This is a genomic window from Bordetella sp. 2513F2, from assembly GCF_054642735.1.
In genome coordinates, this window is sequence record NZ_CM137755.1 from 406457 (window position 1) to 428328 (window position 21872).

Sequence of the window (21872 nt, forward strand, 5' to 3'; positions counted from 1 at the left end):
GCCATGGCGGGCGGCTAACGTCCGCCATATTTCTGCAGACTCAAGGGGAAAACAACGATGAACATCCATCGAAATATCTTGCATCTGAGTGCGGCTGCTGCGGTGGCTGCGACGTTGGCGGTCTTGCCCGCCACTTCGGCAATGGCACAGTCCAAGACCGTCGTGTTTGCTGGCTGGGGTGGCAGCATCCAGAAGGCCCAGCGGGAAGTCTTCTTCGACTCCTTCGAGAAGGAAACCGGCATCAAAGTCATCGACGTGCCTGGCGTGCAGCTTACCCAGCTGCAGGCGATGGTCGAAACCGGCAACACGCAGTGGGACGTTGTGCAGGCGCTTGGCATGTGGATACCACAGGGTGTGAAGTCCGGCTTGTGGGAGAAGCTGGACTTCGGCGTCATCAAGAAAGACGGCGTGCCCAATTCGCTGGTGGACGACTATTCCATCGGCAACTCCACCTATGGCATGGTTCTGGCCTATAACACCAATGCGTTCAAGGGCAATCCGCCAGCTTCCTGGAGTGCGTTGTGGGATACTCAAGGCCATCCGGGGGCCCGGGGCATGTTCGACGGCCCGCGCTACTCCCTCGAGGCCGCACTGCTGGCCGACGGTGTTCCGCCCGACCAGCTTTATCCGCTCGACGTGGACCGCGCCTTCAAGTCGCTGGACAAGATCAAGAACGACGTAGCAGTGTGGTGGAAGCAGTGGCCCCAGGTGCCGGTTCTGTTGGCGTCGCAGGAGCTTACGATGTCGCTCACGTCCAACACCCGCATCAACTCGGTACGCAAGGCAGAGAAGGCGCCTGTTGACTTGTCGTGGAAGCAGGCGCTGATGACGGTTGATTTTCTCGCAGTGCCGCGCGGTGCGAAGAACCGCGAGAACGCCATGAAACTCATCCAGTGGATGAACGACCCGAAGCGCCAGGCAGCGCTGGCGAAGATGACGGGAATCGGTCCCGGCAATGCTCGCGCGATGGAGCACCTCACCGAGGAGGAGAACACCGAACTCGCTTCGTACCACTACCAGAAGGGCGAAATGGTGCTTTTCGACAATGCCTGGTGGGCCGACAACGAACAGGCCATGACGCAGCGCTGGAACCAATGGAAGCTGCAATAACCACCCCGCCCGTGCCGCGCCGGCCGCGGCTGGGCGGTCCGCTCTTGCTGGTGGTGCCAGCGCTGATGCTCCTGGCCACGGCCTTTATAGGGCCCATCCTGATGCTGCTGTCGCGCAGCGTGCTCGACCCGGACCCTACGCTTCGGCACTACATCCAGATCTTCAGTACGCCTGTGTACCTGCGCGTGCTATGGATCAGCATCGAGATTGCGCTGGTCTCAACATTGGTGTGCCTGGCCGTCGGCTATCCCACCGCCTATGTGCTGTCGCATACGCGCGGCACGTTGCGGGCCGTGCTGCTGGGGCTGGTGCTGTTGCCTTTCTGGACCAACATCCTGGTGCGGGTCTATGCCTGGATCATCATGCTGCAGACGCGCGGCGCAGTGAACCTGTTGCTGGTCGAGGAACTGGGCCTGCTCGACAGCCCACTCAAACTCGTCTTCAACTATACGGGCGCTGTCATCGGTATGGTGCACTACTTGATGCCTCCCACCATTCTCATTCTCGACAGCACGATGCGATCGGTAGATTCACGTCTGATGCTAGCCGCACAGAGTCTGGGCGCGACTCCGCGCCGAGCCTTCTTTGAGGTTTTCATTCCGCTCACCATGCCTGGCATACGCGCTGCGGCCGTGCTTATCTTCATCATGGGCCTGGGCTTCTTCATCACACCGGCGCTGCTGGGTGGACGCCAGGAGCTCACGATGGCCATGCTGATAAACCATGAGTTCACCGAGCTCATCAACTGGGGGTTCGGGTCAGCGCTGGCCGTGGTCCTACTCGTGTTGACTCTGTTCGGGCTGTACGTTTACTACCGCCTCCAGCGCAAGGCGGGCACGTCGGCCGGGAGGGCGGGGCATGGGTGAGTACCGACATGGCGCCGGCGTTTTCAGCAAAATGGTGGCTACGTTGGCCGTGGTCTTCCTGCTGTTGCCGCTGGTGGTGGTGATACCGATCTCGTTCGGCGACTCTTCGCTCATGGCCTTCCCGCCGAAGTCGTATTCGTTGCGGTGGTACCGGGCCTTGGTAGAAGACAGCCGTTGGTTGACAGCGGCGCTTACCAGCCTTCGGCTGGGCGTCCTCGTCGCACTCATCTCAACCGTGCTCGCCACGCTGACGGCTATCGGCCTTTTCCGTTACCAGGGTCCGGGAAAGGCTGCCCTGCAGGCGGTGGTTCTGTCGCCGCTGGTCGTGCCCGTGATCGTCATGGGTGTGGCGTTGTACTACCTGTTCTCGCTATTGGGCATGACGGGGTCCATGACTGCTCTGGTATGCGCGCACGCGCTGCTGACATTCCCCTACGGCGTCGTGGTGATCAACGCCGCGCTGGAGCGATTCGACACCCGGCTGGAGCAGGCCGCCATGATCATGGGCGCGAACGGCTTCAAGGCGCTCTGGTACGTGACGCTGCCCATCATCCGCCCCTCCATCGTCGTAGCGGCCGTATTCGCTTTCCTGATCTCGTTCGACGAAGTCGTCATGGCGCTGCTGCTCTCGGGACCGCAGACCCTGACGGTTCCCAAGCAGATGTGGGACGGCATACGTTTTGACCTCACACCGGTAATCGGTGCGGTATCGACGGTGCTGCTGGCCTTCTCATCCATCCTGGTGATCGTCGCTGAGTTGCTCCGACGCCGCTCTGAAGGAAACAAAGCATCATGAAGGACGACATGATGGCGGTGCCGCAGCGCCGCCGGTCGGCCGCGCTGCGGCTGGTAAATCTTCGCCGTGAGTTCGGCGATGTGGTGGCAATCGACGACATCTGTCTGGACGTCGAGGCCGGCGAATTCGTGACGCTGCTGGGCGCCAGCGGGTCGGGCAAGTCCACCACGCTCATGGCGGTGGCAGGTTTCATCCAGGCCACCCGGGGGCAGGTGCTGATCAATGGGCAAGACCAGAGCCGGCAGCCGCCCCACAGGCGCGACATCGGCCTGGTGTTCCAGCACTACGCGCTCTTCCCGCACCTCACGGTGGAGAAGAACGTGGCCTTTCCCCTGGCGATGCGCAAGGTGCCCAAGGCTGAGATCGCCGGCCGCGTGCGCCGGGCACTCGAGATGGTGAGGCTAGGCGACTTCGGCGCGCGCAGGCCTTCGGAACTGAGCGGCGGACAGCAGCAGCGCGTGGCTCTGGCGCGCGCGCTGGTCTACGAGCCCTCGATCCTGCTGCTGGACGAGCCGCTGGGCGCGCTCGACAAGAACCTGCGCGAGGAGATGCAGCAGGAGATCCGGCGCCTGCAGCAGGATCTCGGCATCACCACCATCGCGGTGACGCACGACCAGCAGGAGGCCATCACCATGTCTGACCGCATCGCCATCATGCGATCGGGGCGCATCGAGCAGTTCGGCACGCCGGCCGACATCTACGAGCGCCCGCAGTCCCGCTACATTGCGGAGTTCATGGGGTCGTCGAACTTCCTTCGCGGTACGGTGGAAGCGGAGCCGGGGGGTATGCGCCTCGGCCTGGAGGCGGGGGCGAAAGTGCCGCTTGCGCCGCGTCAAGACCTTCACGACGGCATGCGGATGGACTTGGTCGTACGTCCGGAGCGCTTGCGCTGCGTTGTGGCGGTCGGAGCGTCGGACGGCATGCTGGCGGGCACCGTGGCCGATATCACGTACTTCGGCGATGCATGGAAGGTTTATGTGCGTCTCGATTCGGGCGAGATGTTGACTGCCTCGCATGCCAATAACGGCGGTCTTTCTCTCGCCCGAGGCGAGCGCGTAGCCGTCGATATGGGTGCCCACCCTTGGTGGGCCGTACCGGTGAGTGACTGAACGATCATGCCGATCTACGAATACGAGTGCGGGAATTGCGGTCGTTTCACCGCCCTGCGCAAGCTGGCCGAGTACGAACGGCCGGCGCCTTGTCCGGCCTGTGGCAGGGCGGCGTCCCGCACGCTAACCCATCCCGCCTGGTGCGGCACCAGCGCTCGGCAACGTGGCTACGACGCCGCCGCGCCGTCCCTGCGGCCGGGGAGCGTTACACCACGGGCGCACGGTATGTCGTGCAATTGCTGTGGCGCCGACGTATTGGGCAGGGCCATGAATGATGCCGCTGCCGCCAGCCCTCCGGAAGGACCAGCATGACTGAAGATTCCTACGACGTCGCCATCATCGGCGGCGGATTGGTCGGGCTGGCGCTCGCCTACGGGCTCGGCCGCCTCGGCGAACGGGCCATCATCCTCGACGAGGGCGACGTCGCCTATCGGGCCTCGCGCGGCAACTTCGGTCTCGTGTGGGTGCAGGGAAAAGGCCTGGGCAACAGCGCGTACAGCAACTGGACCCAGCGCTCCGCGCGCGACTGGCGGCAGCTTGCGGCACTGCTGCGCGTGGATACCGGCATCGACGTCGCGCTCGAGCAGCCCGGCGGTTTCCAGGTGTGCCTGTCGGATGCGGAAATGCAGGCGAAGCTCGACGCCATGTCAGCCTTGATGCAGCAGCCGGACATCGACCGCTACGACTACCGGATCTGCGATCCCGAGGAGCTGCGCAGCTTCTATCCGGGCCTAGGGCCGGACGTCGTCGGCGGCTGTTACACCCGCCTGGACGGCCACCTCAATCCCCTGCGCCTGTTCCGCGCGCTGCTGATCGGTGCTCAGCATCATGGCGCGCGGTACTGTCCGCAGACACCGGTGTCGCGCGTAGAGCGCAGGCAGGACAGCTTTGCGCTGCACACATCTGCAGGCGAGGTGCGGGCCGACAAGATTGTGCTCGCGGCTGGTATCGATAACGCACGGCTCGCGCCCTTCATGGGCATGCACGTGCCGGTGAGGCCGCAACGCGGCCAGATCATCGTCATGGAGCGCATGCCGCGCTTCATGACGAATCCTATCGTTACGCTGCGCCAGACCGATGAGGGCACTGTGCTGATTGGCGACTCAATGGAAGAGGTGGGCAAGGACGATCGCGTCGGCACTGAGATCCTTGCCACCCTGGCCGACCGAGCGGTGCGCATATTCCCCGCGCTTGCCAACTCCCGGGTGGTGCGCACCTGGGGCGCGCTGCGCGTAATGAGTCCGGACGGCTTTCCGATCTATGCGCAATCGCGCGAGATGCCCGGCGCGTATGCCGCCACCTGTCATTCGGGCGTCACTCTCGCGGCAGCACATGTTCTGCATCTAGCGTCCTACATACATGCCGGCTCGCTGCCGGATGAGCTGGCGTCTTTTTCCATGGATAGGTTTGATGTTCAAACGCGCATTTGATGGCTCCGGGGCAGGCAACGCGGTGGTGTTCTCCTTCGATGGCGAGCAGATGCACGCGCGTTCGGGTGACAGCGTGGCCGCCGCACTGGCGGCCAATGGCGTGAAGGTCGTGCGATATACACCGGGGGAGGGTAGCCCGCGTGGGCCATACTGCATGATGGGCGTATGCTTCGACTGCCTGGTCACGATAGATGGCGTGGTCAATCAGCAGGCCTGCCTCGTTGCCGTGGCACAGGGCATGGTCGTGCGGACGCAGGAGCGCCCGATGCCGCTGTTGTCCACAGAAGGAGGGGGTCGATGATTGCGCACATGCATTGTGATGTGGCGATTGTGGGTGCCGGCCCCGCCGGCATGGCGGCGGCAGCTCGTTGCGCCCACGCCGGGCTCGTCACCTTGCTGCTCGACGAGCAGCAAGCCCCCGGCGGCCAGATCTATCGTGGCATTACTGCGCCGGCCATCGCCGACCGGCAGGTGCTCGGCGCGGACTACTGGCGCGGCGAAATGCTTGTGGAACGCTTGAGCCACCCATTGCTGACCTACTGTCCGCACTCCACGGTGTGGTCTGTCATTCGGCGGGATGACGTACAGGCGGGCGAGGTGTGGGATGTGGGCGTGAGCCATGCGGGCCGAGCTGAGCTGATACACGCGCGGCATGTCATTCTCGCCACTGGTGCTCAGGAGCGCCCGTTTCCCGTGCCGGGGTGGACGCTGCCGGGCGTGATGACCGCGGGCGCCGCGCAGATACTTCTAAAGACTTCGGGGTTGGTGCCGGCCGGCAGGACCGTCGTGGCCGGAGCCGGACCGCTGCTCTACCTGCTCGTTGCTCAGTTGGCTGCCGCAGGCGCGCGCATCGAACGCGTCCTCGACATGGCGCCTGCCTTGCCATGGCGGTCGGGGATAGGGGTGGCCTGGGATTTCCTGCGTTCGCCCTATCTGGCCAAGGGCCTGGCGATTGTGCGGCAGGCGAAGAAAGCGGCGCGCTTCGAATCCGGTGTCACGGCGCTACGCATCACCGGCGCAGACAGCGCGACGGGCCTGTCCTATCGCCGCGGTGGGAGCGACCTCCACATCGACGCTGACACCGTGCTATTGCACCACGGAGTGGTGCCCAACGTGAGCATGACTCGGGCGCTGGGCTGTGAACACGTATGGGATCCGGTGCAGCGTTGTTACACGGTCAAGCGCGACGAGTGGGGTGCAGTTTCCGTTCCCGGTCTTAGCGTGGCGGGTGACGGAGCCGCGATCCGCGGCGCGCGCGTGGCCGAGCTCGAAGGCGAAATCGCTGCGCTGGCGACCATATTCCGGTTGGGCAGCATGTCGGTGGCGCAACGCGATGCTGCGGCTGCACCCTTGCGCGAGACGCTGCGTCGCTGGATGCGTGGCCGCGCCTTCCTCGACCGGCTCTACAGGCCTACGGACGAGAACTGCATTCCCACGGGAGACACCATCGTCTGCCGGTGCGAGGAAATCACGGCAGCCCAGGTCGGCGAGATGGCGGCTCATGGCGCAACTGGCCCGAACCAGATGAAGAGTTTTCTGCGTTGTGGCATGGGGCCGTGCCAGGGCAGGCTGTGCGGACTGACGGTGACTGAGATCATTGCGAACGAGCGAGGTTCGACACCTCAGGATACCGGTTACTACCGGCTTCGGTTCCCGATCAAACCCCTCACGTTGGGCGAACTCGCCTCCATGCCCCAAACCGATGCGTCACGATATGCGGTCACCCGGATGCCGGCGGAGGCGAGTTCTGAGAAGAACGCCGGCATTTGAGAATTGCCTCCGCCTTCCGTCCGCCCCCACCCCCCGCGGGGCGCACCGGGGCGATCGGGCGGCCGTCCAGCCATTCGCGGCCGGGCGGGGGATTTCCGTGGGGCATGTCTGAGCGGCCCGCAGGGACGCGAGTTTGCCCCACGGCCCGCCCGGCCGGGAATGGCGTAGACCGCGGGCGCGTTCAGCGCCCGCGCCGGTCGCCTCGCCCCGGTGCGCCCCGCGGGGGGTGGGGGCGGACGGAACGCAAGAACCCAACCCCTATCAGCCGTCCAGCTTCTGCTTCAGCAGCTCGTTCACCTGCTGCGGATTCGCCTTGCCGCGCGCCGCCTTCATGATCTGCCCGACGAGCGAATTGAAGGCCTTCTGCTTTCCGGCGCGGTACTCCGCCACGATGGCGGGATTGGCGGCCAGCACCTCGTCGATCATCGCGCCGATCGCGCCGCTGTCGCTGATCTGCTTCAGGCCCCGGGCCTCGATGATCGCGTCTGCGTCGCCGCCGTGCTCGCCCGCCCACATGGCGGCGAACACCTCGCGGGCGATCGTGTTCGAGATGGTGCCGTCGGCGATGCGGCCCAGCAGCCCGGCCAGCGCCTCGGCCCGCACCGGCGCCTCGGTGATATCGCGCTCTTCGCGATTCAGCGTGGCCGCGACCTCGCCCATGATCCAGTTGGCCGCCTGCTTGGCCTGGCCTGCGGGCAGGACCTGCACCACGGCCTCGAAATACGCGGCCATGTCGCGGCTGGTGGTGAGCTGCGCCGCATCGTAGGCCGACAGCCCATACTCGGCCTGCAGCCGCTGGCGCAGCGCGGCAGGCAGTTCGGGCATGCCGGCGCGCACCGTCTCGATCCAGTCGGCGGACAGTACCAGCGGCGGCAGGTCGGGGTCGGGGAAATAGCGGTAGTCGTGCGCGTCTTCCTTGCTGCGCATGCTGCGTGTCTCGTCGCGGTCGGCGTCGTACAGGCGGGTTTCCTGCACCACCGTGCCGCCGTCTTCCAGCAGTTCGATCTGCCGGCGCGCCTCGAACAGGATGGCGCGTTCGAGGAAGCGGAACGAGTTGACGTTCTTGATCTCGGTGCGGGTGCCGAATTCCTGCTGTCCCTTCGGGCGCACGGAGACGTTGGCGTCGCAGCGGAACGAGCCTTCCTGCATGTTGCCGTCGCAGATGCCCAGCCACACCACGAGGCTGTGCAGGGCGCGGGCGTAGGCCACGGCCTCGGCGGCCGAGCGCATCTCGGGCTCGGTGACGATCTCCAGCAGCGGCGTGCCGGCGCGGTTCAGGTCGATGCCGCTGGCCGGCTTGCCGTTGGCCAGGTTGAAGTCGTCGTGCAGCGACTTGCCGGCGTCTTCCTCGAGGTGCGCCCGCGTGAGGTTCACCGTTTTCTCTTCCTCGCCCACGAAGAAGCTCAGCGAGCCGCCCAGCACCACGGGCAGCTCGTACTGGCTGATCTGGTAGCCCTTGGGGAGGTCGGGGTAGAAATAGTTCTTGCGGGCGAACACCGAGCGCGGCGCCACCTGCGCGCCCACGGCCAGGCCGAAGCGGATGGCATGCTCGGCCGCGCCGCGGTTCATCACCGGCAGGGTGCCGGGCAGGGCCAGGTCCACGGGGCTGGCCTGGGTGTTGGGCGCGGCCCCGAAACGGGTGCTGCTGCCCGAGAATATCTTGGAGCTGGTGGAGAGCTGGACGTGGGTTTCCAGTCCGATGACGATTTCCCAATCCATATCAGGCATCCTGCAGGGACGGCGCGCGCTGGTGCCAGTCCGTGACGTGTTGGTAGCGGTCGGCAATGGCCAGCAGGCGGCCTTCGTCGAAATAGTTGCCGATGATCTGCAGGCCGACCGGGCGGCGGCCGTCTGCGCCGAAGCCGCAGGGCACCGACATGGCCGGCAGGCCGGCCAGGCTCACGCCCAGCGTGTAGACGTCGGCCAGCCAGTCGGCGGTGGGATCGTCGCGGTTGTCGCCGATGTTCTTGGCCGCGGTGGGGGTCACGGGGCCCATGATCACGTCGCAGTGCCCGGCATAGGCGCGCTGGAAGTCCTGCGCGATCATCCGGCGCAGGCGCTGCGCCTGCAGGTAGTAGGCGTCGTAGTAGCCGTGCGACAGCACGTAGGCGCCGATGAGGATGCGGCGCTTGACCTCGTCGCCGAAGCCTTCGGCGCGCGAGCGGCTGATCATCTCGTTGAGATCGGCGTATTCGGCGGCGCGGTGGCCGTAGCGCACGCCGTCGTAGCGCGCCAGGTTGCTCGAGGCTTCGGCCGGTGCGATCACGTAGTAGGCCGGGATCGACAGTTCCGTGCGGGGCAGGGAGATCTCCACGCGGCGGGCGCCGAGCCGCTCGAATTCGGCCAGGGCCGCCTCGACGGCCGCTGCCACGTCGGCGGCCAGGCCGGCGCCGAAGAACTCGCGCGGCACGCCGATGCGCAGGCCTTCCAGCGGGCGGCTGCCGCCCGCCTCGTAGCCTTGCTGCGCCGCTTCGTAGGCACGGCGCACCCGCCCGGGGGCGTTGGCTTCGCCGTTGCATTGCTCGACGCTGGTGGCGTCGAGCGGGTCGAAGCCGCTCATCACGTCGAGCAGTTCGAGCAGGTCCTGGCTGCTGGGGGCCAGCGGGCCGGCCTGGTCGAGGCTGGAGCCGAAGGCCACCATGCCGTAGCGCGAGACCGTGCCGTAGGTGGGCTTGATGCCGCTCACGCCGCACAGGGCGGCCGGCTGGCGCACCGAACCGCCGGTGTCGGTGCCGGTGGCGGCGGCCACCACGCGGGCCGCGACCGCCGCGGCCGATCCGCCCGACGATCCGCCCGGCACCGCGGCCGGATCCCAGGGGTTGCGTACCGGGCCATAGGCCGAGTTCTCGTTGCCGGAGCCCATGGCGAACTCGTCGCAGTTGAGCTTGCCGAGGGACACGGCGCCGGCCTGGGCCAGGCGCTGCACCACGGTGGCGTCGAAGGGGCTGACGTAGTCTTGCAGCATGCGGCTGGCGGCGGTGGTGCGCCAGCCGCGCGTGACGAAGACGTCTTTGTGGGCGATGGGAATGCCGGCCAGCGGGCCGGCCTGGCCGGACGCCAGTGCGGCGTCGGCGGCGCGGGCCTGGGCCAGGGTGAGCTCCGGATCCAGGTGCAGGAAGGCGTTGAGCCCGGCGGACGCCTCGGCGGCGGCCAGGGCGCTCTGCGCCAGCTCGACGGCGCCGACGCGGCGTTCGGCCAGCGCCGTGCGCAATCCGGCGATGCCGCCGAATTCGTTATGCAGTGCGGGAGTCGTCATGTCTACTCGATGACCTTGGGGACCAGGAACAGGCCGTCGGCCGCGTCCGGCGCATTGGCCAGCAGCTCGGCGCGGCGGGCTTCGGACGACGGCTCGGTGGGCGTGTCGGGGCGCAGGCGCAGCGCCACGTCTTCGTGGGCCGAAAGCGGGTGGGCGAGGGGCTCGACGCCCTGGGTGTCCACCGCCTGCAGGCGTTCGATGAGGTGCAGGATGCCGTTGAGTTCGTCCTGGGCGCGGGTGCGCTGCCCAGGCGTGAGCTCGATTCTGGCCAGCCGGGCGATGCGGGCGACGTCTTGTTCGTTCAGGGCCATGGGGAGGTGCTGAAAAGAGGCGGGCAAAGCCGCTGTCGGGGGCGCGCCGAACCGGCAAGTATGCACGGATCGAAGCGATCTCAAGCTATGAATATGCCGAAAATTGGCGCTATTTCCGGGGAAATTATAAGTTATGATTCACGATTTAATCGCTGCGGTCACTGTATGCTTGGCGATGCAGCGGCCAGGTCCGCATGGGCGGCTTTCGAGCGCCGTGCGCGATGCCATGACATGACCCCAATTTTAGAATCTCCCTGAGCTCCCATGTTCGGATTTCTCCGCAGTTATTTTTCCAGCGATATGGCGATCGACCTCGGTACCGCCAACACGCTGATCTACGTCCGGGGCAAGGGCATCGTGCTCGACGAGCCGTCGGTCGTCGCCATCCGCCACGAAGGCGGCCCCAATGGCAAGAAGATCATCCAGGCCGTGGGCCATGAAGCCAAGCAGATGCTGGGCCGCGTGCCCGGCAACATCGAGGCCATCCGGCCCATGAAGGACGGCGTGATCGCCGACTTCACGGTCACCGAGCAGATGCTCAAGCAGTTCATCCGCATGGTGCACCCCCGCAACATGCTGGCGCCCAGCCCGCGCATCATCGTGTGCGTGCCCTGCGGCTCCACCCAGGTCGAGCGGCGCGCCATCCGCGAATCCGCGCTGGGCGCGGGCGCCTCGCACGTCTATCTCATCGAGGAACCCATGGCCGCGGCCATCGGCGCCGGGCTGGCCGTCTCCGACGCCAGCGGCTCCATGGTGGTGGACATCGGCGGCGGCACCACGGAAGTGGCCGTGATCTCGCTGGGCGGCATGGTCTACAAGGGTTCGGTGCGCGTGGGCGGAGACAAGTTCGACGAGGCCATCGTCAACTACATCCGCCGCAACTACGGCATGCTGATCGGCGAACCCACCGCCGAGTTCATCAAGAAAGAGATCGGCTCGGCCTTCCCCGGCTCCGAGGTGCGCGAGATCGAGGTCAAGGGGCGCAACCTCGCGGAAGGCGTGCCGCGCAGCTTCACGGTGTCTTCCAACGAAATCCTGGAGTCGCTCACCGATCCGCTCAACCAGATCGTCTCGGCCGTCAAGATCGCGCTCGAGCAGACGCCTCCCGAGCTCGGCGCCGACATCACCGACAAGGGCATTGCCCTCACCGGCGGCGGCGCGCTGCTGCGCGACCTCGACCGGCTGCTCCAGGAAGAAACCGGGCTGCCGGTGGTGGTGGCCGACGATCCTCTCACTTGCGTGGTGCGCGGTTGCGGCGAAGCGCTCGAGCACCTTGAGAAACTGGGCGCCATCTTCATCAACGACTGAACCCGTCCCGTGGTCCGGCGTCCGCCTTCCTGGCGCCGGCACGCGGGGCGCCGGCGGGTCGGTGCGTCCGGACTGAGCTTGCATGCAACGACAAGGGACTCCCCCGCTATTTCGTCGCGGCCCTCCCGCGGAAGTCCGGCTGGCGGTGCTGGCCGCGCTGGCCCTCGCGCTGCTGCTCGCCGATGCCAAGCTGCACGTGCTCGAGCCGGTGCGACGGGCCGTTTCCATCGGCCTCTACCCGTTCCAGCGCGCCGTGATGGCGCCGCGCGACGTGGTCGAGCAGTTCAATGAGTGGATCAATGCCGCCAGCCTGATCCGCAGCGAGAACGAAGCCTTGCAGCGCCAGCGCATAGAACTGGCGCAGGTCGCCACGCATGCCGCGCAGCTGGCCGCCGAGAACGCGCAGCTGCGGCGCCTGCTGGGCGTGGCCGACAACGCCGCCCAGCCGGCGGTGGCGGTCGAGGTGCTGTACGAGCCGCCCAATGCCTTCCAGCAGCGGCTGGTGTTCAACAAGGGCAGCCAGGCCGGCCTGGCGCCCGGCATGCCGGTGATCGACGAAGGCGGCGTGGTGGGCCAGATCGTGCGCGTCACGCCCCAGACGGCCGAGGCCGCGCTGGTCACCGACGAGCGCGTTTCCGTGCCGGTGCAGGTGCTGCGCAACGGCCTGCGCCTGATCGCCTTCGGCGGCGACACGCCGGGCAGCATGGAAGTGCGCTACCTGGCCGCCAATGCCGATATCCGCGAGGGCGACACCATCGTCACCAGCGGCGTGGGCGGATTGTTTCCCGCCGGATTGCCGGTGGCCACCGTGACCTCCGTGGAGCGTGACACGTCCTCGGGCTTCGCCCGGGCCCTGGCCGAGCCGCTGGCCCATCCGGAACGCTACCGGCACTTCCTGGTCCTGCTGGTGGACGTGGGCCAGGCCGAATCCAACCGCAAGGAGGCCGAAGCCGATGGAATCGCCGAATAGGCCTGTCCGGGCCGCGCGCCCGCTGGGCATGCCGAGCAACGTGCAGCCCGAGCGTCTGGGCCATCCCGCCAACGGCCTGATGATCTGGGGCTCGCTGCTCGGGGTATGGCTGCTGTCGCTGCTGCCGTGGCGGCAATGGCAGGCGGCGCCCGACGTGCTGCTCATGGTGATCGCGTTCTGGTGCGCCCACGAGCCGCGGCGCGTGGGCCTGGTGGCGGCCTTCGTCTTCGGCCTGCTGCTCGACGTGCACGATGCCGGCCTGCTCGGCGGCCACGCCCTGGCCTATACATTGACGGCGTACGGGTCTATCGTGCTGTATCGCCGGCTGCAACGCTTCGAGCTGTGGGGCCAGGCCATACACATGCTGCCCGTGTTCCTGGGCGCACAGCTGGTCACCCAGGTCATCCTGGCCTGGCTCGCGGGTCGGTGGCCAGGCTGGGACTGGGCGCTTGGCTCCCTGCTGACGGCGGCCACCTGGCCGCTGGTCGGCTGGGTGCTGCTGCTGCCGCAGCGGCACCTCGATGACGTGGAGTCATCCGCCGTCTGAGCGGGTCGTGGGATGTTCGAATTCAAGAAAACGGGACAGCAGCAGAAGCAGCGCTTTCGCCTGCGCGCCTGGGTGGGCGCGCTGGCCGCGTTCATCTGCTTCGGCGTGCTGGCAACCCGTTTCTGGTACCTCCAGGTCGAGCGCTATGAGGGCTTTTCGCAGCGCGCCGACCGCAACCGCATCGCCGTCGTGCCCATTCCGCCGCGCCGCGGCGAAATCCTCGACCGCAACGGCGAAGTGCTGGCGCGCAACTACCGCACCTATACGCTGGAGGTGGTGCCCGCGCACGTCGGCGACCTCGACGCGCTCTTCGACAGGCTGGCCCAGGTGGTGTATCTCAGCCCCAACGACCAGCGGCGTTTCCGCCGCCTGGTGGCCGAATCGGGCCGCTACGCCAGCCTGGTGCTGCGCAACAACCTGAACGACACCGAGGCGGCCTGGTTCGCCGCGCATGCGTTCCAGTTTCCGGGCGTGGAGCTGCGCGCCCGCTGGGTGCGCGAGTATCCGCAGGGCGCCACCGCTGCGCACGTGGTGGGCTACATCGGGCGGATCTCCGAAGGCGATCTCGATACGCTCGACAAGGAAGGCAAGCTCGGCAACTATCGCGGCACGGACTCCATCGGCAAGAAGGGCATCGAGAAGTCCTGGGAGGAGGCCCTGCACGGCCGCACCGGGATGCAGGAGGTCGAGGTCACGGCCGGCGGGCGGCCGGTACGCACGCTGCGGCGCATCGATCCCGTGCCGGGTTCCGACATCATGCTGTCGATCGACCTGGGCCTGCAGCGCATCGCCGAGGAAGCGTTCGAGGGCCGCCGCGGCGCGCTGGTCGCCATCGATCCCGACACGGGCGAGATCCTGGCCTTCGTGTCGCAGCCTTCGTTCGACCCCAACCTGTTCGTCGACGGCATCGACGTGGAAAGCTGGCGCCAGCTCAACGAGTCGCCCGACCACCCGCTGATCAACCGCCCGCTCTATGGCACGTATCCCATCGGTTCCACCTACAAGCCCTTCGTGGCGCTGGCGGCGCTGGAACTGGGCAAGCGCAGCGCCAACGAGCGCGTGCCCGATCCGGGCTATTACGAGTTCGGCGGGCAGCGCTTCCGCAATGCCGGCGGCGCGGCCTACGGCATGACCGACATGCACAAGGCCATCGTGGTGTCGTCCGACACCTATTTCTATTCGCTCGGACCCGAAATCGGCGTCAATGCGCTGCACGACTTCAGCAAGCAGTTCGGCTTCGGCCAGATCACCGGCATCGATCTCGAGGGGGAGAAGGCCGGCGTGCTGCCTTCCACGGAATGGAAGCGCAAGGCCTACAAGAATCGCGACCAGCAGCGCTGGTATGCCGGAGAAACGATCTCGGTGGCGGTGGGCCAGGGCTACAACGCGTTCACGCTGCTGCAGCTGGCGCAGGGCACGGCCACGCTGTCGAACAACGGGTTGTTCCGCAGGCCGCACCTGGTTCACGCCGTGCGCGACCCGCGCACCGGCAACGTCGAGCCCACGCTGTCCGCGCCCGACTACCAGATCCCGCTCAAGCAGGCCAACCTCGACGTCGTGAAGGCAGCCATGGCGGACGTGGTCCGGGTCGGCACGGCCCGGCGCGCCTTTGCCGACGCGCCATACCGGGCTGCCGGCAAGACCGGCACCGCCCAGGTGTACAGCCTGCGGGGGGGGCATTACCGCGCCAGCGAGGTCGCCGAACGCCTGCGTGACCATGCCCTGTTCATGGGTTTTGCGCCCGTGGAAAAGCCGCGCATCGCCGTGGCCCTCATCGTGGAGAATGCCGGGTGGGGCGCCAGCGCCGCTGCGCCGGTCGCCCGCAAGGTATTCGACTACTGGCTGGCGCGCCAGGAAGCGCCGCGCAGCGCCCGCGTCGCGCCGCCTGCGTCCGGGCCGGCCGACCCGGTGCCGGCCGACACCGCGCCGGCACCGTCGCTGGCTTCCGCCCGGCGCGGGGAGGAGACCCCATGAAGCGGCTCGGCGCCCTGCTGCTGCGCGTGTTCACGGCTTTCGACTGGCCGCTGCTCCTCATCCTGCTGTTGTTTGCGGGGCTGGGCCTGACGGTGATGCATTCCGCCGTGGGCAGCACCGACTGGCGCTTCGCCGACCAGGCGCGCAACTTCCTCATTGCCTTCTTCGCGATGTGGGCGGTGGCGCTGGCGCCGCCTGCGCTGCTGATGCGGCTGGCGCTGCCCTTCTACGTGCTGGGCATGGTGCTGCTGCTGGGGGTGGAGTTCTTCGGCGAGACGAGCAAGGGCGCCACGCGCTGGCTGGACCTCGGCGTGGTGCGCATCCAGCCCTCCGAGATGATGAAGATCGCCGTGCCCATGATGCTGGCCTGGTATTTCCAGCGCCACGAGGGCGAGGTGCGCATCCGCGACTTCTTCGTGGCCGCCGCCATGCTGGCCGGCCCCTTCGCCCTGATCGTGCTGCAGCCGGACCTGGGCACCGCGCTGCTGGTGTTCGGCGCGGGCTTCTGCGTCATCTACTTCGCCGGGCTGTCGTTCAAGCTGCTGGTGCCGGCGGTGCTGGCCGGCGTGATCGGCATCGGCACCCTGGTCTACTACGAGAACCACCTGTGCGAGCCCGGCGTCGACTGGGTGGTCCTGCACGACTATCAGAAGCACCGGGTGTGCACGCTGCTCAATCCCAGCTCGGATCCGCTGGGCAAGGGCTTCCATACCATCCAGTCCATGATCGCCGTGGGTTCGGGCGGGCTGTACGGCAAGGGCTACATGCAGGGCACGCAGACCCACCTGGACTTCATCCCCGAGCGCACCACCGACTTCGTCTTCGCGGTATATGCCGAGGAGTTCGGCCTGTACGGCGGCGTGGCGCTGCTGGTGCTGTACGGCCTGCTGATCGCCCGGGGGCTGGCCATCGCCACGGCGGCAGCCACGCAGTTCGGCCGCCTGCTGTCCGGGGCGCTGACCATGATGGTGTTCATCTACGTGTTCGTGAACATAGGGATGGTCACGGGCATCCTGCCCGTGGTGGGCGTGCCGCTGCCCTTCATGAGCTACGGCGGCACGGCCCTCTTCACCATGGGCATCGCCTGCGGCATCCTCATGAGCGTGAGCCGGCACCGCGGCGCCAAGACGTAGCGGCCGCAAGCCGGCAGGCGCCGGGCCGTTTTCAGCCCGGGGGCAGCGCGTCTTCCACGCCGAGCTCCTGCGCCAGTTTCTGCAGGCTCTGCCAGATGGCGTCGTCGAAGCTCAGGGTGCGGGCGTTGCGTTCGCGGTTGCGCGCCTCGTACTCGCCGGGATACTGCACGCCGTCCACGCCGGGCTGGGGCGGGCAGGCGTGCAGGTAGTCGATGAAGGCCGAGACCTCCTGGCTGCGCCAGTCGGTGTCGAAATAGCTGCGCGGATCCAGCACCAGCGCGAACATGTTGTTGGTGGCCACGCCGGAGCGCGGATTCGCCGGCTGGATGGTGCCCCCGCCCGACAGGACGCCGGCCAGCAGCTCGGCCACCAGCCCCATGGCGTAGCCCTTGTGCCCGCCGAAGGGCAGCAGCGCCCCGGGCGGATCGGCGAACAGCACGCCCGGGTCGGTGGTGGGCCGGCCCTGGGCGTCGATGAGCGAGCCTTCGGGGGCGGCCTCGCCGTTCGCCGCCAGCACCCGCGCCTTGTTCACGGCGATGGAACTGGTGGCCATGTCGACGAGGAAGGGCGGCCGCCCGCCCGACAGCGGGCCGGCGAAGCAGAGCGGATTGGTGGTGAGGCAGGCCCGGGCGCCGCCGTAGGGCGCGACCGTCGGCGTACGGTTGATCACGTTGGTGAATGCCAGCAGCACCAGGCCGGAATGGGCGGCCATCTCGCCGTAGTGGCCCATGCGCCCCAGGTGATGGCTGTGGCGCAGCGTGACGATGCACTGGCCGTGCTCGTGGGCGCGCGCGATGGCATGGAGCATCACCTCCTTGCCGACGTGCTGTCCGAAACCGTGGTGCCCGTCGAAGGACAGCAGCGGCCCGCGGTCGGCCACGCATTCGGCGCGGCCGTCGGCCTGCAGGTGGCCGCCTTGCAGCACGCGGCGGTAGCTGGGCAGGATGGACAGGCCATGGCTGGTGTAGCCAACCTGGTCGGACTCGACGAGGTGGTCGGCCACGTCCCGGGCGATGTCGGCCGGGACTTGCTGGGCCTCCAGGACGCGGCGGCCGAACTCGCGGGCTTGCGTGACGTCGATCTGCATGGCGGGGACTCCGGGTTACATCCAGCCCAGCCAGCGCCAATAGGTGGCGCTGAACAGCAGCATGAGCAGATAGCCGACGACGGTGATCACGATGCCGACCTTGGCGAACTGCTTGGCGTTGAAGGTTTCCGTGCCCAGGCAGACCATGTTCTGGGGGGCGTTGATCGGCAGGATGAAGCCGTAGCTCACCACGAAACCGAGCAGCATGGTCATGCCCAGCCGGTTGAAGTCGCCGGGCAGCGTCTGCAGCACCGAGATCAGGATGGGCAGCATGGCCGAGGTGAGCGCAGTGGCGCTGGCGAAGCCCAGGTGGATGAGGATCAGGAAGGCGCTGAGGATGGCGAAGATGCCCAGGGGGCCGACCTGGTCGAGCCCGGTGTGGGTGACGACCTGCGCGCCCAGCCATTGCCCCGCCTGGGTCGTGAGCAGGGCCGTGCCCAGGCTGATGCCGACGCCGAACACGATGACCGTGCCCCAGGGGATGCGCGACTGCACGTCCTTCCACGTCATCACGCCGAAGCGCGGCAGCAGCAGCAGGACCAGCCCGAAATAGGTGGTGGAGGTGGTGTCGAAGCGGTGCAGCTTGCCTTCGGTGGCCCAGCACAGCAGCAGCAGGATGGAGACGCCCATGAGCCGCTTCTGGGCGGGCGTCATGGGCCCGAGCTCGCGCAGCGAGGCCTCCACGGCTTCCTTGCCGCCGGCGATGTCGCTGCTTTCGGGCGGCAGCAGCTTGAGCACCACGGCGATGAGCACCAGCGACATCAGCACGGCCCACGGGGCGCCGGCGATGAGCCAGTCGGACCAGGCGACGCGCCCGCCCAGCATCTTGTCCATGAAACCCACGGTGAGCAGGTTCTGGGCGGCGGCGGTCTGGATGCCGACATTCCAGATGCTGGTGGCCTGCGCCACGACGATCATGAGGCCGGCGGCGATGTTGGAGCGCCTGGCCACGCCGAAGGCCGCGACCACGCCCATCATGATGGGAACCACCGCCGCGCTGCGGGCCGTGGCGCTGGGCACCACCAGGCTCAGCACGATGGTGACGGCAATGGCCCCCAGCAGCACGCGCCGGGTGCTGGTGCCCACGCGCGACAGCGTGACCAGCGCGATGCGCTTGTCCAGGCCGGTGTAGGTCATGGCGGCGGCGATGAACAGGGCGCCGGCCACCAGGGCCAGCGCCGAGTTCGCGAAGCCGGTGAGGGCCATGCTGATGGCGGCGGACGTGCCGTATGCCGTGGCGGGGTCCTTGATGGTGGGGGCGGTGCCCAGGAGGAAGGCCATCAGGGTGGTGATCATGATGGCGCTGGCCTCGTACGAGACCGCTTCGGTGATCCACACCACCACGGCGAACGCCAGGATGGCCAGCATGCGGTGGCCGGCGGGCGGCAGGTCGGCGGGCAGCGGCAGCAGCAGCACCAGGACCAGGGCGGCGAACCCCGCCACCAGGCCGATGGGAATCCTGGGCCGCGGCGTGGCGGGGGGGACTGCCGGTGCGGCGGCGGGCGCGTTCATGAAGGTCTCCGATGAGTCAACTTGCCTGGAACCAGTGTGACGGAAATGCGGAGCGACCCGTTTGATACGGATCAAGATGGCGCTGGATCGGGCTGGCCGTGCCCGTCGGATCGATTATGCTGCCCGGTTGTGCCCGGCGGCAAGGGCGATCTTCGGGGGGCGATCTTCGGGCTGCGGGCCTCAGCCCAGGGCCAGGCGCAACTGCTCGTCGAGGTGCAGCGTGGGCGCAATGCGCCAGCCGCTCTGCGCATAGCGCAGCCAGCGGCCCAGCACCAGGTGGGTGAGCAGGCTCGCATGGGCCGCCACGTTGGCCTCGGGCGGCAGCCTGCCGTCGGCCACGGCTACCCGCAGGCACTGCTTGAACGATGCCTCGATCCGCTCGTTGATGTGGTTGATGCGGTCCTGCAGGCGGTTGTCTTCGGTGACCAGGGCGTCGCCCGTGAGCACGCGCGTCATGCCGCGGTTCCGCTCCGAGAACGCCAGCAGCATGGCCGCCGTCTTGCGGGCCTGGGCCAGGCCGTCGGGCTCGGCTGCGGCGATCTGCTTGACCAGGGTGAAGATGCTGGTTTCGATGAATTCGATGAGGCCCTCGAACATCTGGGCCTTGCTGGCGAAGTGGCGGTACAGCGCCGCCTCGGATACCTGCATGCGCGCGGCCAGGGCGGAAGTGGTGACCCGCGACGCGTGCGGCTGCTCGAGCATCTCGGCGAGCGTCTGCAGGATCTGGTTTCTTCTTTCGCCGGGTTTACTTGCCATGGAAGCGCTGCCCGTCCTTTGCAGGCTGTCGGTGGATTGCGGAGACGACCGGCCTAGCCCCGCAGGGGACGTCGGCGCAGCAGCAGGTCTCTGACCGAGTTTACCCGCAAGTCGACGTACGCAGGCCGTTGGTACGCCCCGCGGGAGAACGGCGTGCCGGGGTGGTATACGTGCACGGTGCGCAGGCCCACCCGGCGCGCGCCGCGCAGGTTGGCCAGGGTGTCCTCGACCAGCACGGTGCGGGAAGCAGGCACGCCTTCGTGCGCCAGCACGTAGCGCAGCAGGGCCGGGGAGGGCTTGGGCCGGAATTCGCCGTGCAGGCGCATGTGTTCCAGGGCCCAGATGCTGTCGAACTGGCGCAGGATGCCCAGGTGGCGCAACACGGCGCGCGCATAGTGCTGCGGGGCGTTGGTGAGCAGCACCTTGCGGCCGGGCAGGTTGCGCAGGATGCGGGCCAGGCCGCGTTCGGCGCGCACCAGCGGCGCCACGTCGAAGTCGTGGCTGCGATGCAGGAAGGCGTTTGCATCCACGCCATGGTGCCGCACCAGGCCGATCACCGTGGCGCCGTAGCGCTGCCAGTATTGCTGGCGCAGCAGGCTGGCGGCGTCCAGGTCGAGGCCCAGCGCTTCCGCCACGGCGGCGGTCATGCCCGCGTCGATGCGCGGGAAGATGGCATGCGAGGTGTCGTGCAGGGTGTTGTCGAGGTCGAACAGCCACAGGCGCTGCGACACGCCCGTGGCCGCGCGCCGGGCGCGCCGCAGGCGCGACGCCGGCCGCAGCACGTACCGGCGGGCCTGCATCAGTGCGCGCTGATCATGGTGCCGACGCCCTGGTCGGTGAGGATTTCGAGCAGCAGGCAGTGCGGCACGCGGCCGTCGACGATGTGCACGGCGTTCACGCCGTTGCGGGCGGCGTCCAGCGAGGAGGAGATCTTGGGCAGCATGCCGCCCGAGATGGTGCCGTCGGCGAACAGTTCGTCGATGGTCTGCGCCGACAGGGTGCGCAGCAGCTGGCCGCTCTTGTCGAGCACGCCCGGGGTGTTGGTCATCATGAGCAGCTTCTCGGCGCCCAGCACCTCGGCCATCTTGCCGGCGACCACGTCGGCGTTGATGTTGTAGGCGGTGCCGTCCTCGCCGTAGCCGATGGGGGAGATCACCGGGATGAACTGGTCGTCCTGCAGCGCCTTGACCACAGCGGGCTCGACCCGGGTGATGTCGCCCACGAAGCCGATGTCCAGCGGCTCGGCGGGGTTCTCCTTGTTGGTCATGAGCTTCTTGTGCGCCTGGATCAGGCCGCCGTCCTTGCCGGTGAGGCCCACGGCCTTGCCGCCGACCTCGTTGATCATCATGACGATGTCCTGCTGGACCTGTCCGCCGAGCACCCATTCGACCACTTCCATGGTCTCGGCGTCGGTGACCCGCATGCCCTGCACGAACGAACCCTGCTTGCCGATCCGGCGCAGCGCGTCGTCGATCTGCGGACCGCCGCCGTGTACGACCACCGGGTTCAGGCCCACCAGCTTGAGCAGCACCACGTCATGGGCGAAGCTGCGCTGCAGCCGTTCTTCGGTCATGGCGTTGCCGCCGTACTTCACCACGATGGTCTTGCCATGGAATCGTCGGATGTACGGCAGCGCCTCGGACAGCACGGCGGCTTTGACGGCGGGAGACGATACGGCGGCAGGGTCGGGGGTGTCGGTCATGGCTGGATTGCGTACGGAAATGGGGGAACTGGAAAACCTCGAGAACGCCCGCGGCCACGCGCCCGGGCATGGTCGCCAAGCATACGGCAGATTGTAGACGCCGTGGCCGGCTTATGCCCGCCGCCCATGACCATATCACCGGTCGGATTGCTGGTTCCGGTACATTGACGGGGTTTTCGCAACGCCCGCCGGCCGACTGCGCCGGCGGGGCAGGTCCACATCCCATAACGAGAGG

Annotated in this window: 21 protein-coding genes; 13 read left to right on the plus strand and 8 right to left on the minus strand. The window is 67.5% G+C overall.

What is annotated here, in order from left to right; all coding sequences use genetic code 11:
- Window positions 1–57: 57 nt before the first annotated feature.
- From ACYBYQ_RS01940 to ACYBYQ_RS01975, 8 genes are read left to right on the plus strand one after another with little or no spacing between them, the layout of a single operon-like run.
- A complete protein-coding gene (locus ACYBYQ_RS01940) occupies window positions 58–1110 on the plus strand; it encodes an ABC transporter substrate-binding protein (protein WP_459616714.1) in 1053 nt (350 codons plus the stop codon).
- The gene (locus ACYBYQ_RS01945; protein WP_459616715.1) at window positions 1095–1976 is read left to right on the plus strand and encodes an ABC transporter permease; all 882 of its coding nucleotides are present in this window, start codon (window positions 1095–1097) and stop codon (window positions 1974–1976) included. The genes ACYBYQ_RS01940 and ACYBYQ_RS01945 overlap by 16 nt, the downstream gene beginning before the upstream one ends.
- Window positions 1969–2772 carry an ABC transporter permease gene (locus tag ACYBYQ_RS01950; protein ID WP_459616716.1) on the plus strand — a complete coding sequence of 268 codons (804 nt, stop codon included), beginning with the start codon at window positions 1969–1971 and terminating at the stop codon, window positions 2770–2772. Before ACYBYQ_RS01945 ends, ACYBYQ_RS01950 begins: the two co-directional genes overlap by 8 nt.
- On the plus strand, window positions 2769–3881 hold the full coding sequence (locus ACYBYQ_RS01955; RefSeq protein ID WP_459616717.1) for an ABC transporter ATP-binding protein: 1113 nt from the start codon (window positions 2769–2771) through the stop codon (window positions 3879–3881). Before ACYBYQ_RS01950 ends, ACYBYQ_RS01955 begins: the two co-directional genes overlap by 4 nt.
- A gap of 6 nt (window positions 3882–3887) precedes the next feature.
- The gene (locus ACYBYQ_RS01960) at window positions 3888–4193 is read left to right on the plus strand and encodes an FmdB family zinc ribbon protein (protein WP_459616718.1); all 306 of its coding nucleotides are present in this window, start codon (window positions 3888–3890) and stop codon (window positions 4191–4193) included.
- Entirely contained in the window at window positions 4190–5311 is a 1122-nt protein-coding gene (locus tag ACYBYQ_RS01965) for an NAD(P)/FAD-dependent oxidoreductase (RefSeq protein ID WP_459616719.1), read from the plus strand. Before ACYBYQ_RS01960 ends, ACYBYQ_RS01965 begins: the two co-directional genes overlap by 4 nt.
- Entirely contained in the window at window positions 5292–5612 is a 321-nt protein-coding gene (locus tag ACYBYQ_RS01970) for a (2Fe-2S)-binding protein (protein WP_459616720.1), read from the plus strand. The genes ACYBYQ_RS01965 and ACYBYQ_RS01970 overlap by 20 nt, the downstream gene beginning before the upstream one ends.
- Window positions 5609–7081, plus strand: coding sequence for an FAD/NAD(P)-dependent oxidoreductase (locus tag ACYBYQ_RS01975; RefSeq protein ID WP_459616721.1), 1473 nt, complete (start codon window positions 5609–5611; stop codon window positions 7079–7081). The genes ACYBYQ_RS01970 and ACYBYQ_RS01975 overlap by 4 nt, the downstream gene beginning before the upstream one ends.
- A 261-nt stretch (window positions 7082–7342) precedes the next feature.
- On the opposite strand, the gene gatB is transcribed toward ACYBYQ_RS01975, so the two are convergent.
- Genes gatB through gatC form a run of 3 tightly spaced genes read right to left on the minus strand, consistent with a single transcriptional unit; the run spans window position 7343 to window position 10648 of the window.
- A complete protein-coding gene (gene gatB / locus ACYBYQ_RS01980) occupies window positions 7343–8800 on the minus strand; it encodes an Asp-tRNA(Asn)/Glu-tRNA(Gln) amidotransferase subunit GatB (protein WP_459616722.1) in 1458 nt (485 codons plus the stop codon).
- A 1-nt stretch (window position 8801) separates the two neighbouring features.
- The gene (gene gatA, locus ACYBYQ_RS01985; protein WP_459616723.1) at window positions 8802–10337 is read right to left on the minus strand and encodes an Asp-tRNA(Asn)/Glu-tRNA(Gln) amidotransferase subunit GatA; all 1536 of its coding nucleotides are present in this window, start codon (window positions 10335–10337) and stop codon (window positions 8802–8804) included.
- A 2-nt stretch (window positions 10338–10339) separates the two neighbouring features.
- Complete coding sequence (gatC, locus tag ACYBYQ_RS01990) at window positions 10340–10648, minus strand: Asp-tRNA(Asn)/Glu-tRNA(Gln) amidotransferase subunit GatC (RefSeq protein WP_459616724.1); 309 nt, start codon at window positions 10646–10648, stop codon at window positions 10340–10342.
- 264 nt (window positions 10649–10912) lie between these two features.
- Here gatC and ACYBYQ_RS01995 point away from each other — a divergent pair, with 264 nt between their 5' ends.
- The 5 genes from ACYBYQ_RS01995 to rodA all read left to right on the plus strand — a co-directional run bounded on the left by ACYBYQ_RS01995 (window position 10913) and on the right by rodA (window position 16580).
- Window positions 10913–11956 carry a rod shape-determining protein gene (locus ACYBYQ_RS01995; RefSeq protein ID WP_459616725.1) on the plus strand — a complete coding sequence of 348 codons (1044 nt, stop codon included), beginning with the start codon at window positions 10913–10915 and terminating at the stop codon, window positions 11954–11956.
- 82 nt (window positions 11957–12038) lie between these two features.
- On the plus strand, window positions 12039–12926 hold the full coding sequence (gene mreC / locus ACYBYQ_RS02000; RefSeq protein ID WP_459616726.1) for a rod shape-determining protein MreC: 888 nt from the start codon (window positions 12039–12041) through the stop codon (window positions 12924–12926).
- Window positions 12910–13473 (plus strand): rod shape-determining protein MreD, encoded by a 564-nt coding sequence (mreD, locus tag ACYBYQ_RS02005; RefSeq protein ID WP_459616727.1) that lies wholly within the window; start codon window positions 12910–12912, stop codon window positions 13471–13473. Before mreC ends, mreD begins: the two co-directional genes overlap by 17 nt.
- Window positions 13474–13485: 12 nt before the next feature.
- Complete coding sequence (mrdA, locus tag ACYBYQ_RS02010; protein ID WP_459616728.1) at window positions 13486–15447, plus strand: penicillin-binding protein 2; 1962 nt, start codon at window positions 13486–13488, stop codon at window positions 15445–15447.
- Complete coding sequence (gene rodA / locus ACYBYQ_RS02015; RefSeq protein WP_459616729.1) at window positions 15444–16580, plus strand: rod shape-determining protein RodA; 1137 nt, start codon at window positions 15444–15446, stop codon at window positions 16578–16580. The genes mrdA and rodA overlap by 4 nt, the downstream gene beginning before the upstream one ends.
- A gap of 31 nt (window positions 16581–16611) precedes the next feature.
- Here rodA and ACYBYQ_RS02020 read toward each other — a convergent pair whose 3' ends face one another.
- The 5 genes from ACYBYQ_RS02020 to argB all read right to left on the minus strand — a co-directional run bounded on the left by ACYBYQ_RS02020 (window position 16612) and on the right by argB (window position 21637).
- Complete coding sequence (locus tag ACYBYQ_RS02020) at window positions 16612–17667, minus strand: Ldh family oxidoreductase (RefSeq protein WP_459616730.1); 1056 nt, start codon at window positions 17665–17667, stop codon at window positions 16612–16614.
- Window positions 17668–17682: 15 nt separating this feature from the next.
- The gene (locus tag ACYBYQ_RS02025; RefSeq protein ID WP_459616731.1) at window positions 17683–19179 is read right to left on the minus strand and encodes a DASS family sodium-coupled anion symporter; all 1497 of its coding nucleotides are present in this window, start codon (window positions 19177–19179) and stop codon (window positions 17683–17685) included.
- Window positions 19180–19359: 180 nt separating this feature from the next.
- On the minus strand, window positions 19360–19935 hold the full coding sequence (slmA, locus tag ACYBYQ_RS02030; protein ID WP_459616732.1) for a nucleoid occlusion factor SlmA: 576 nt from the start codon (window positions 19933–19935) through the stop codon (window positions 19360–19362).
- A 53-nt stretch (window positions 19936–19988) separates the two neighbouring features.
- A complete protein-coding gene (locus ACYBYQ_RS02035; RefSeq protein WP_459616733.1) occupies window positions 19989–20735 on the minus strand; it encodes a pyrimidine 5'-nucleotidase in 747 nt (248 codons plus the stop codon).
- Window positions 20735–21637 carry an acetylglutamate kinase gene (gene argB / locus ACYBYQ_RS02040; RefSeq protein WP_459616734.1) on the minus strand — a complete coding sequence of 301 codons (903 nt, stop codon included), beginning with the start codon at window positions 21635–21637 and terminating at the stop codon, window positions 20735–20737. Before argB ends, ACYBYQ_RS02035 begins: the two co-directional genes overlap by 1 nt.
- Window positions 21638–21872: the final 235 nt, after the last annotated feature.

What these genes read in the sequence shown, in the direction of transcription:
- rodA (WP_459616729.1), top strand. Translation starts at nt 15,444, where the DNA reads ATGAAGCGGCTCGGCGCCCTGCTGCTGCGCGTGTTCACGGCTTTCGAC.
- ACYBYQ_RS01965 (WP_459616719.1), top strand. Translation starts at nt 4,190, where the DNA reads ATGACTGAAGATTCCTACGACGTCGCCATCATCGGCGGCGGATTGGTC.
- slmA (WP_459616732.1), bottom strand. Translation starts at nt 19,935, where the DNA reads ATGGCAAGTAAACCCGGCGAAAGAAGAAACCAGATCCTGCAGACGCTC.
- gatC (WP_459616724.1), bottom strand. Translation starts at nt 10,648, where the DNA reads ATGGCCCTGAACGAACAAGACGTCGCCCGCATCGCCCGGCTGGCCAGA.
- argB (WP_459616734.1), bottom strand. Translation starts at nt 21,637, where the DNA reads ATGACCGACACCCCCGACCCTGCCGCCGTATCGTCTCCCGCCGTCAAA.
- ACYBYQ_RS02020 (WP_459616730.1), bottom strand. Translation starts at nt 17,667, where the DNA reads ATGCAGATCGACGTCACGCAAGCCCGCGAGTTCGGCCGCCGCGTCCTG.
- ACYBYQ_RS01970 (WP_459616720.1), top strand. Translation starts at nt 5,292, where the DNA reads ATGTTCAAACGCGCATTTGATGGCTCCGGGGCAGGCAACGCGGTGGTG.
- gatA (WP_459616723.1), bottom strand. Translation starts at nt 10,337, where the DNA reads ATGACGACTCCCGCACTGCATAACGAATTCGGCGGCATCGCCGGATTG.
- ACYBYQ_RS02025 (WP_459616731.1), bottom strand. Translation starts at nt 19,179, where the DNA reads ATGAACGCGCCCGCCGCCGCACCGGCAGTCCCCCCCGCCACGCCGCGG.
- mreD (WP_459616727.1), top strand. Translation starts at nt 12,910, where the DNA reads ATGGAATCGCCGAATAGGCCTGTCCGGGCCGCGCGCCCGCTGGGCATG.
- mreC (WP_459616726.1), top strand. Translation starts at nt 12,039, where the DNA reads ATGCAACGACAAGGGACTCCCCCGCTATTTCGTCGCGGCCCTCCCGCG.
- ACYBYQ_RS01950 (WP_459616716.1), top strand. Translation starts at nt 1,969, where the DNA reads ATGGGTGAGTACCGACATGGCGCCGGCGTTTTCAGCAAAATGGTGGCT.
- ACYBYQ_RS01940 (WP_459616714.1), top strand. Translation starts at nt 58, where the DNA reads ATGAACATCCATCGAAATATCTTGCATCTGAGTGCGGCTGCTGCGGTG.
- gatB (WP_459616722.1), bottom strand. Translation starts at nt 8,800, where the DNA reads ATGGATTGGGAAATCGTCATCGGACTGGAAACCCACGTCCAGCTCTCC.
- ACYBYQ_RS01975 (WP_459616721.1), top strand. Translation starts at nt 5,609, where the DNA reads ATGATTGCGCACATGCATTGTGATGTGGCGATTGTGGGTGCCGGCCCC.
- ACYBYQ_RS01960 (WP_459616718.1), top strand. Translation starts at nt 3,888, where the DNA reads ATGCCGATCTACGAATACGAGTGCGGGAATTGCGGTCGTTTCACCGCC.
- ACYBYQ_RS01955 (WP_459616717.1), top strand. Translation starts at nt 2,769, where the DNA reads ATGAAGGACGACATGATGGCGGTGCCGCAGCGCCGCCGGTCGGCCGCG.
- ACYBYQ_RS01995 (WP_459616725.1), top strand. Translation starts at nt 10,913, where the DNA reads ATGTTCGGATTTCTCCGCAGTTATTTTTCCAGCGATATGGCGATCGAC.
- ACYBYQ_RS01945 (WP_459616715.1), top strand. Translation starts at nt 1,095, where the DNA reads ATGGAAGCTGCAATAACCACCCCGCCCGTGCCGCGCCGGCCGCGGCTG.
- ACYBYQ_RS02035 (WP_459616733.1), bottom strand. Translation starts at nt 20,735, where the DNA reads ATGCAGGCCCGCCGGTACGTGCTGCGGCCGGCGTCGCGCCTGCGGCGC.
- mrdA (WP_459616728.1), top strand. Translation starts at nt 13,486, where the DNA reads ATGTTCGAATTCAAGAAAACGGGACAGCAGCAGAAGCAGCGCTTTCGC.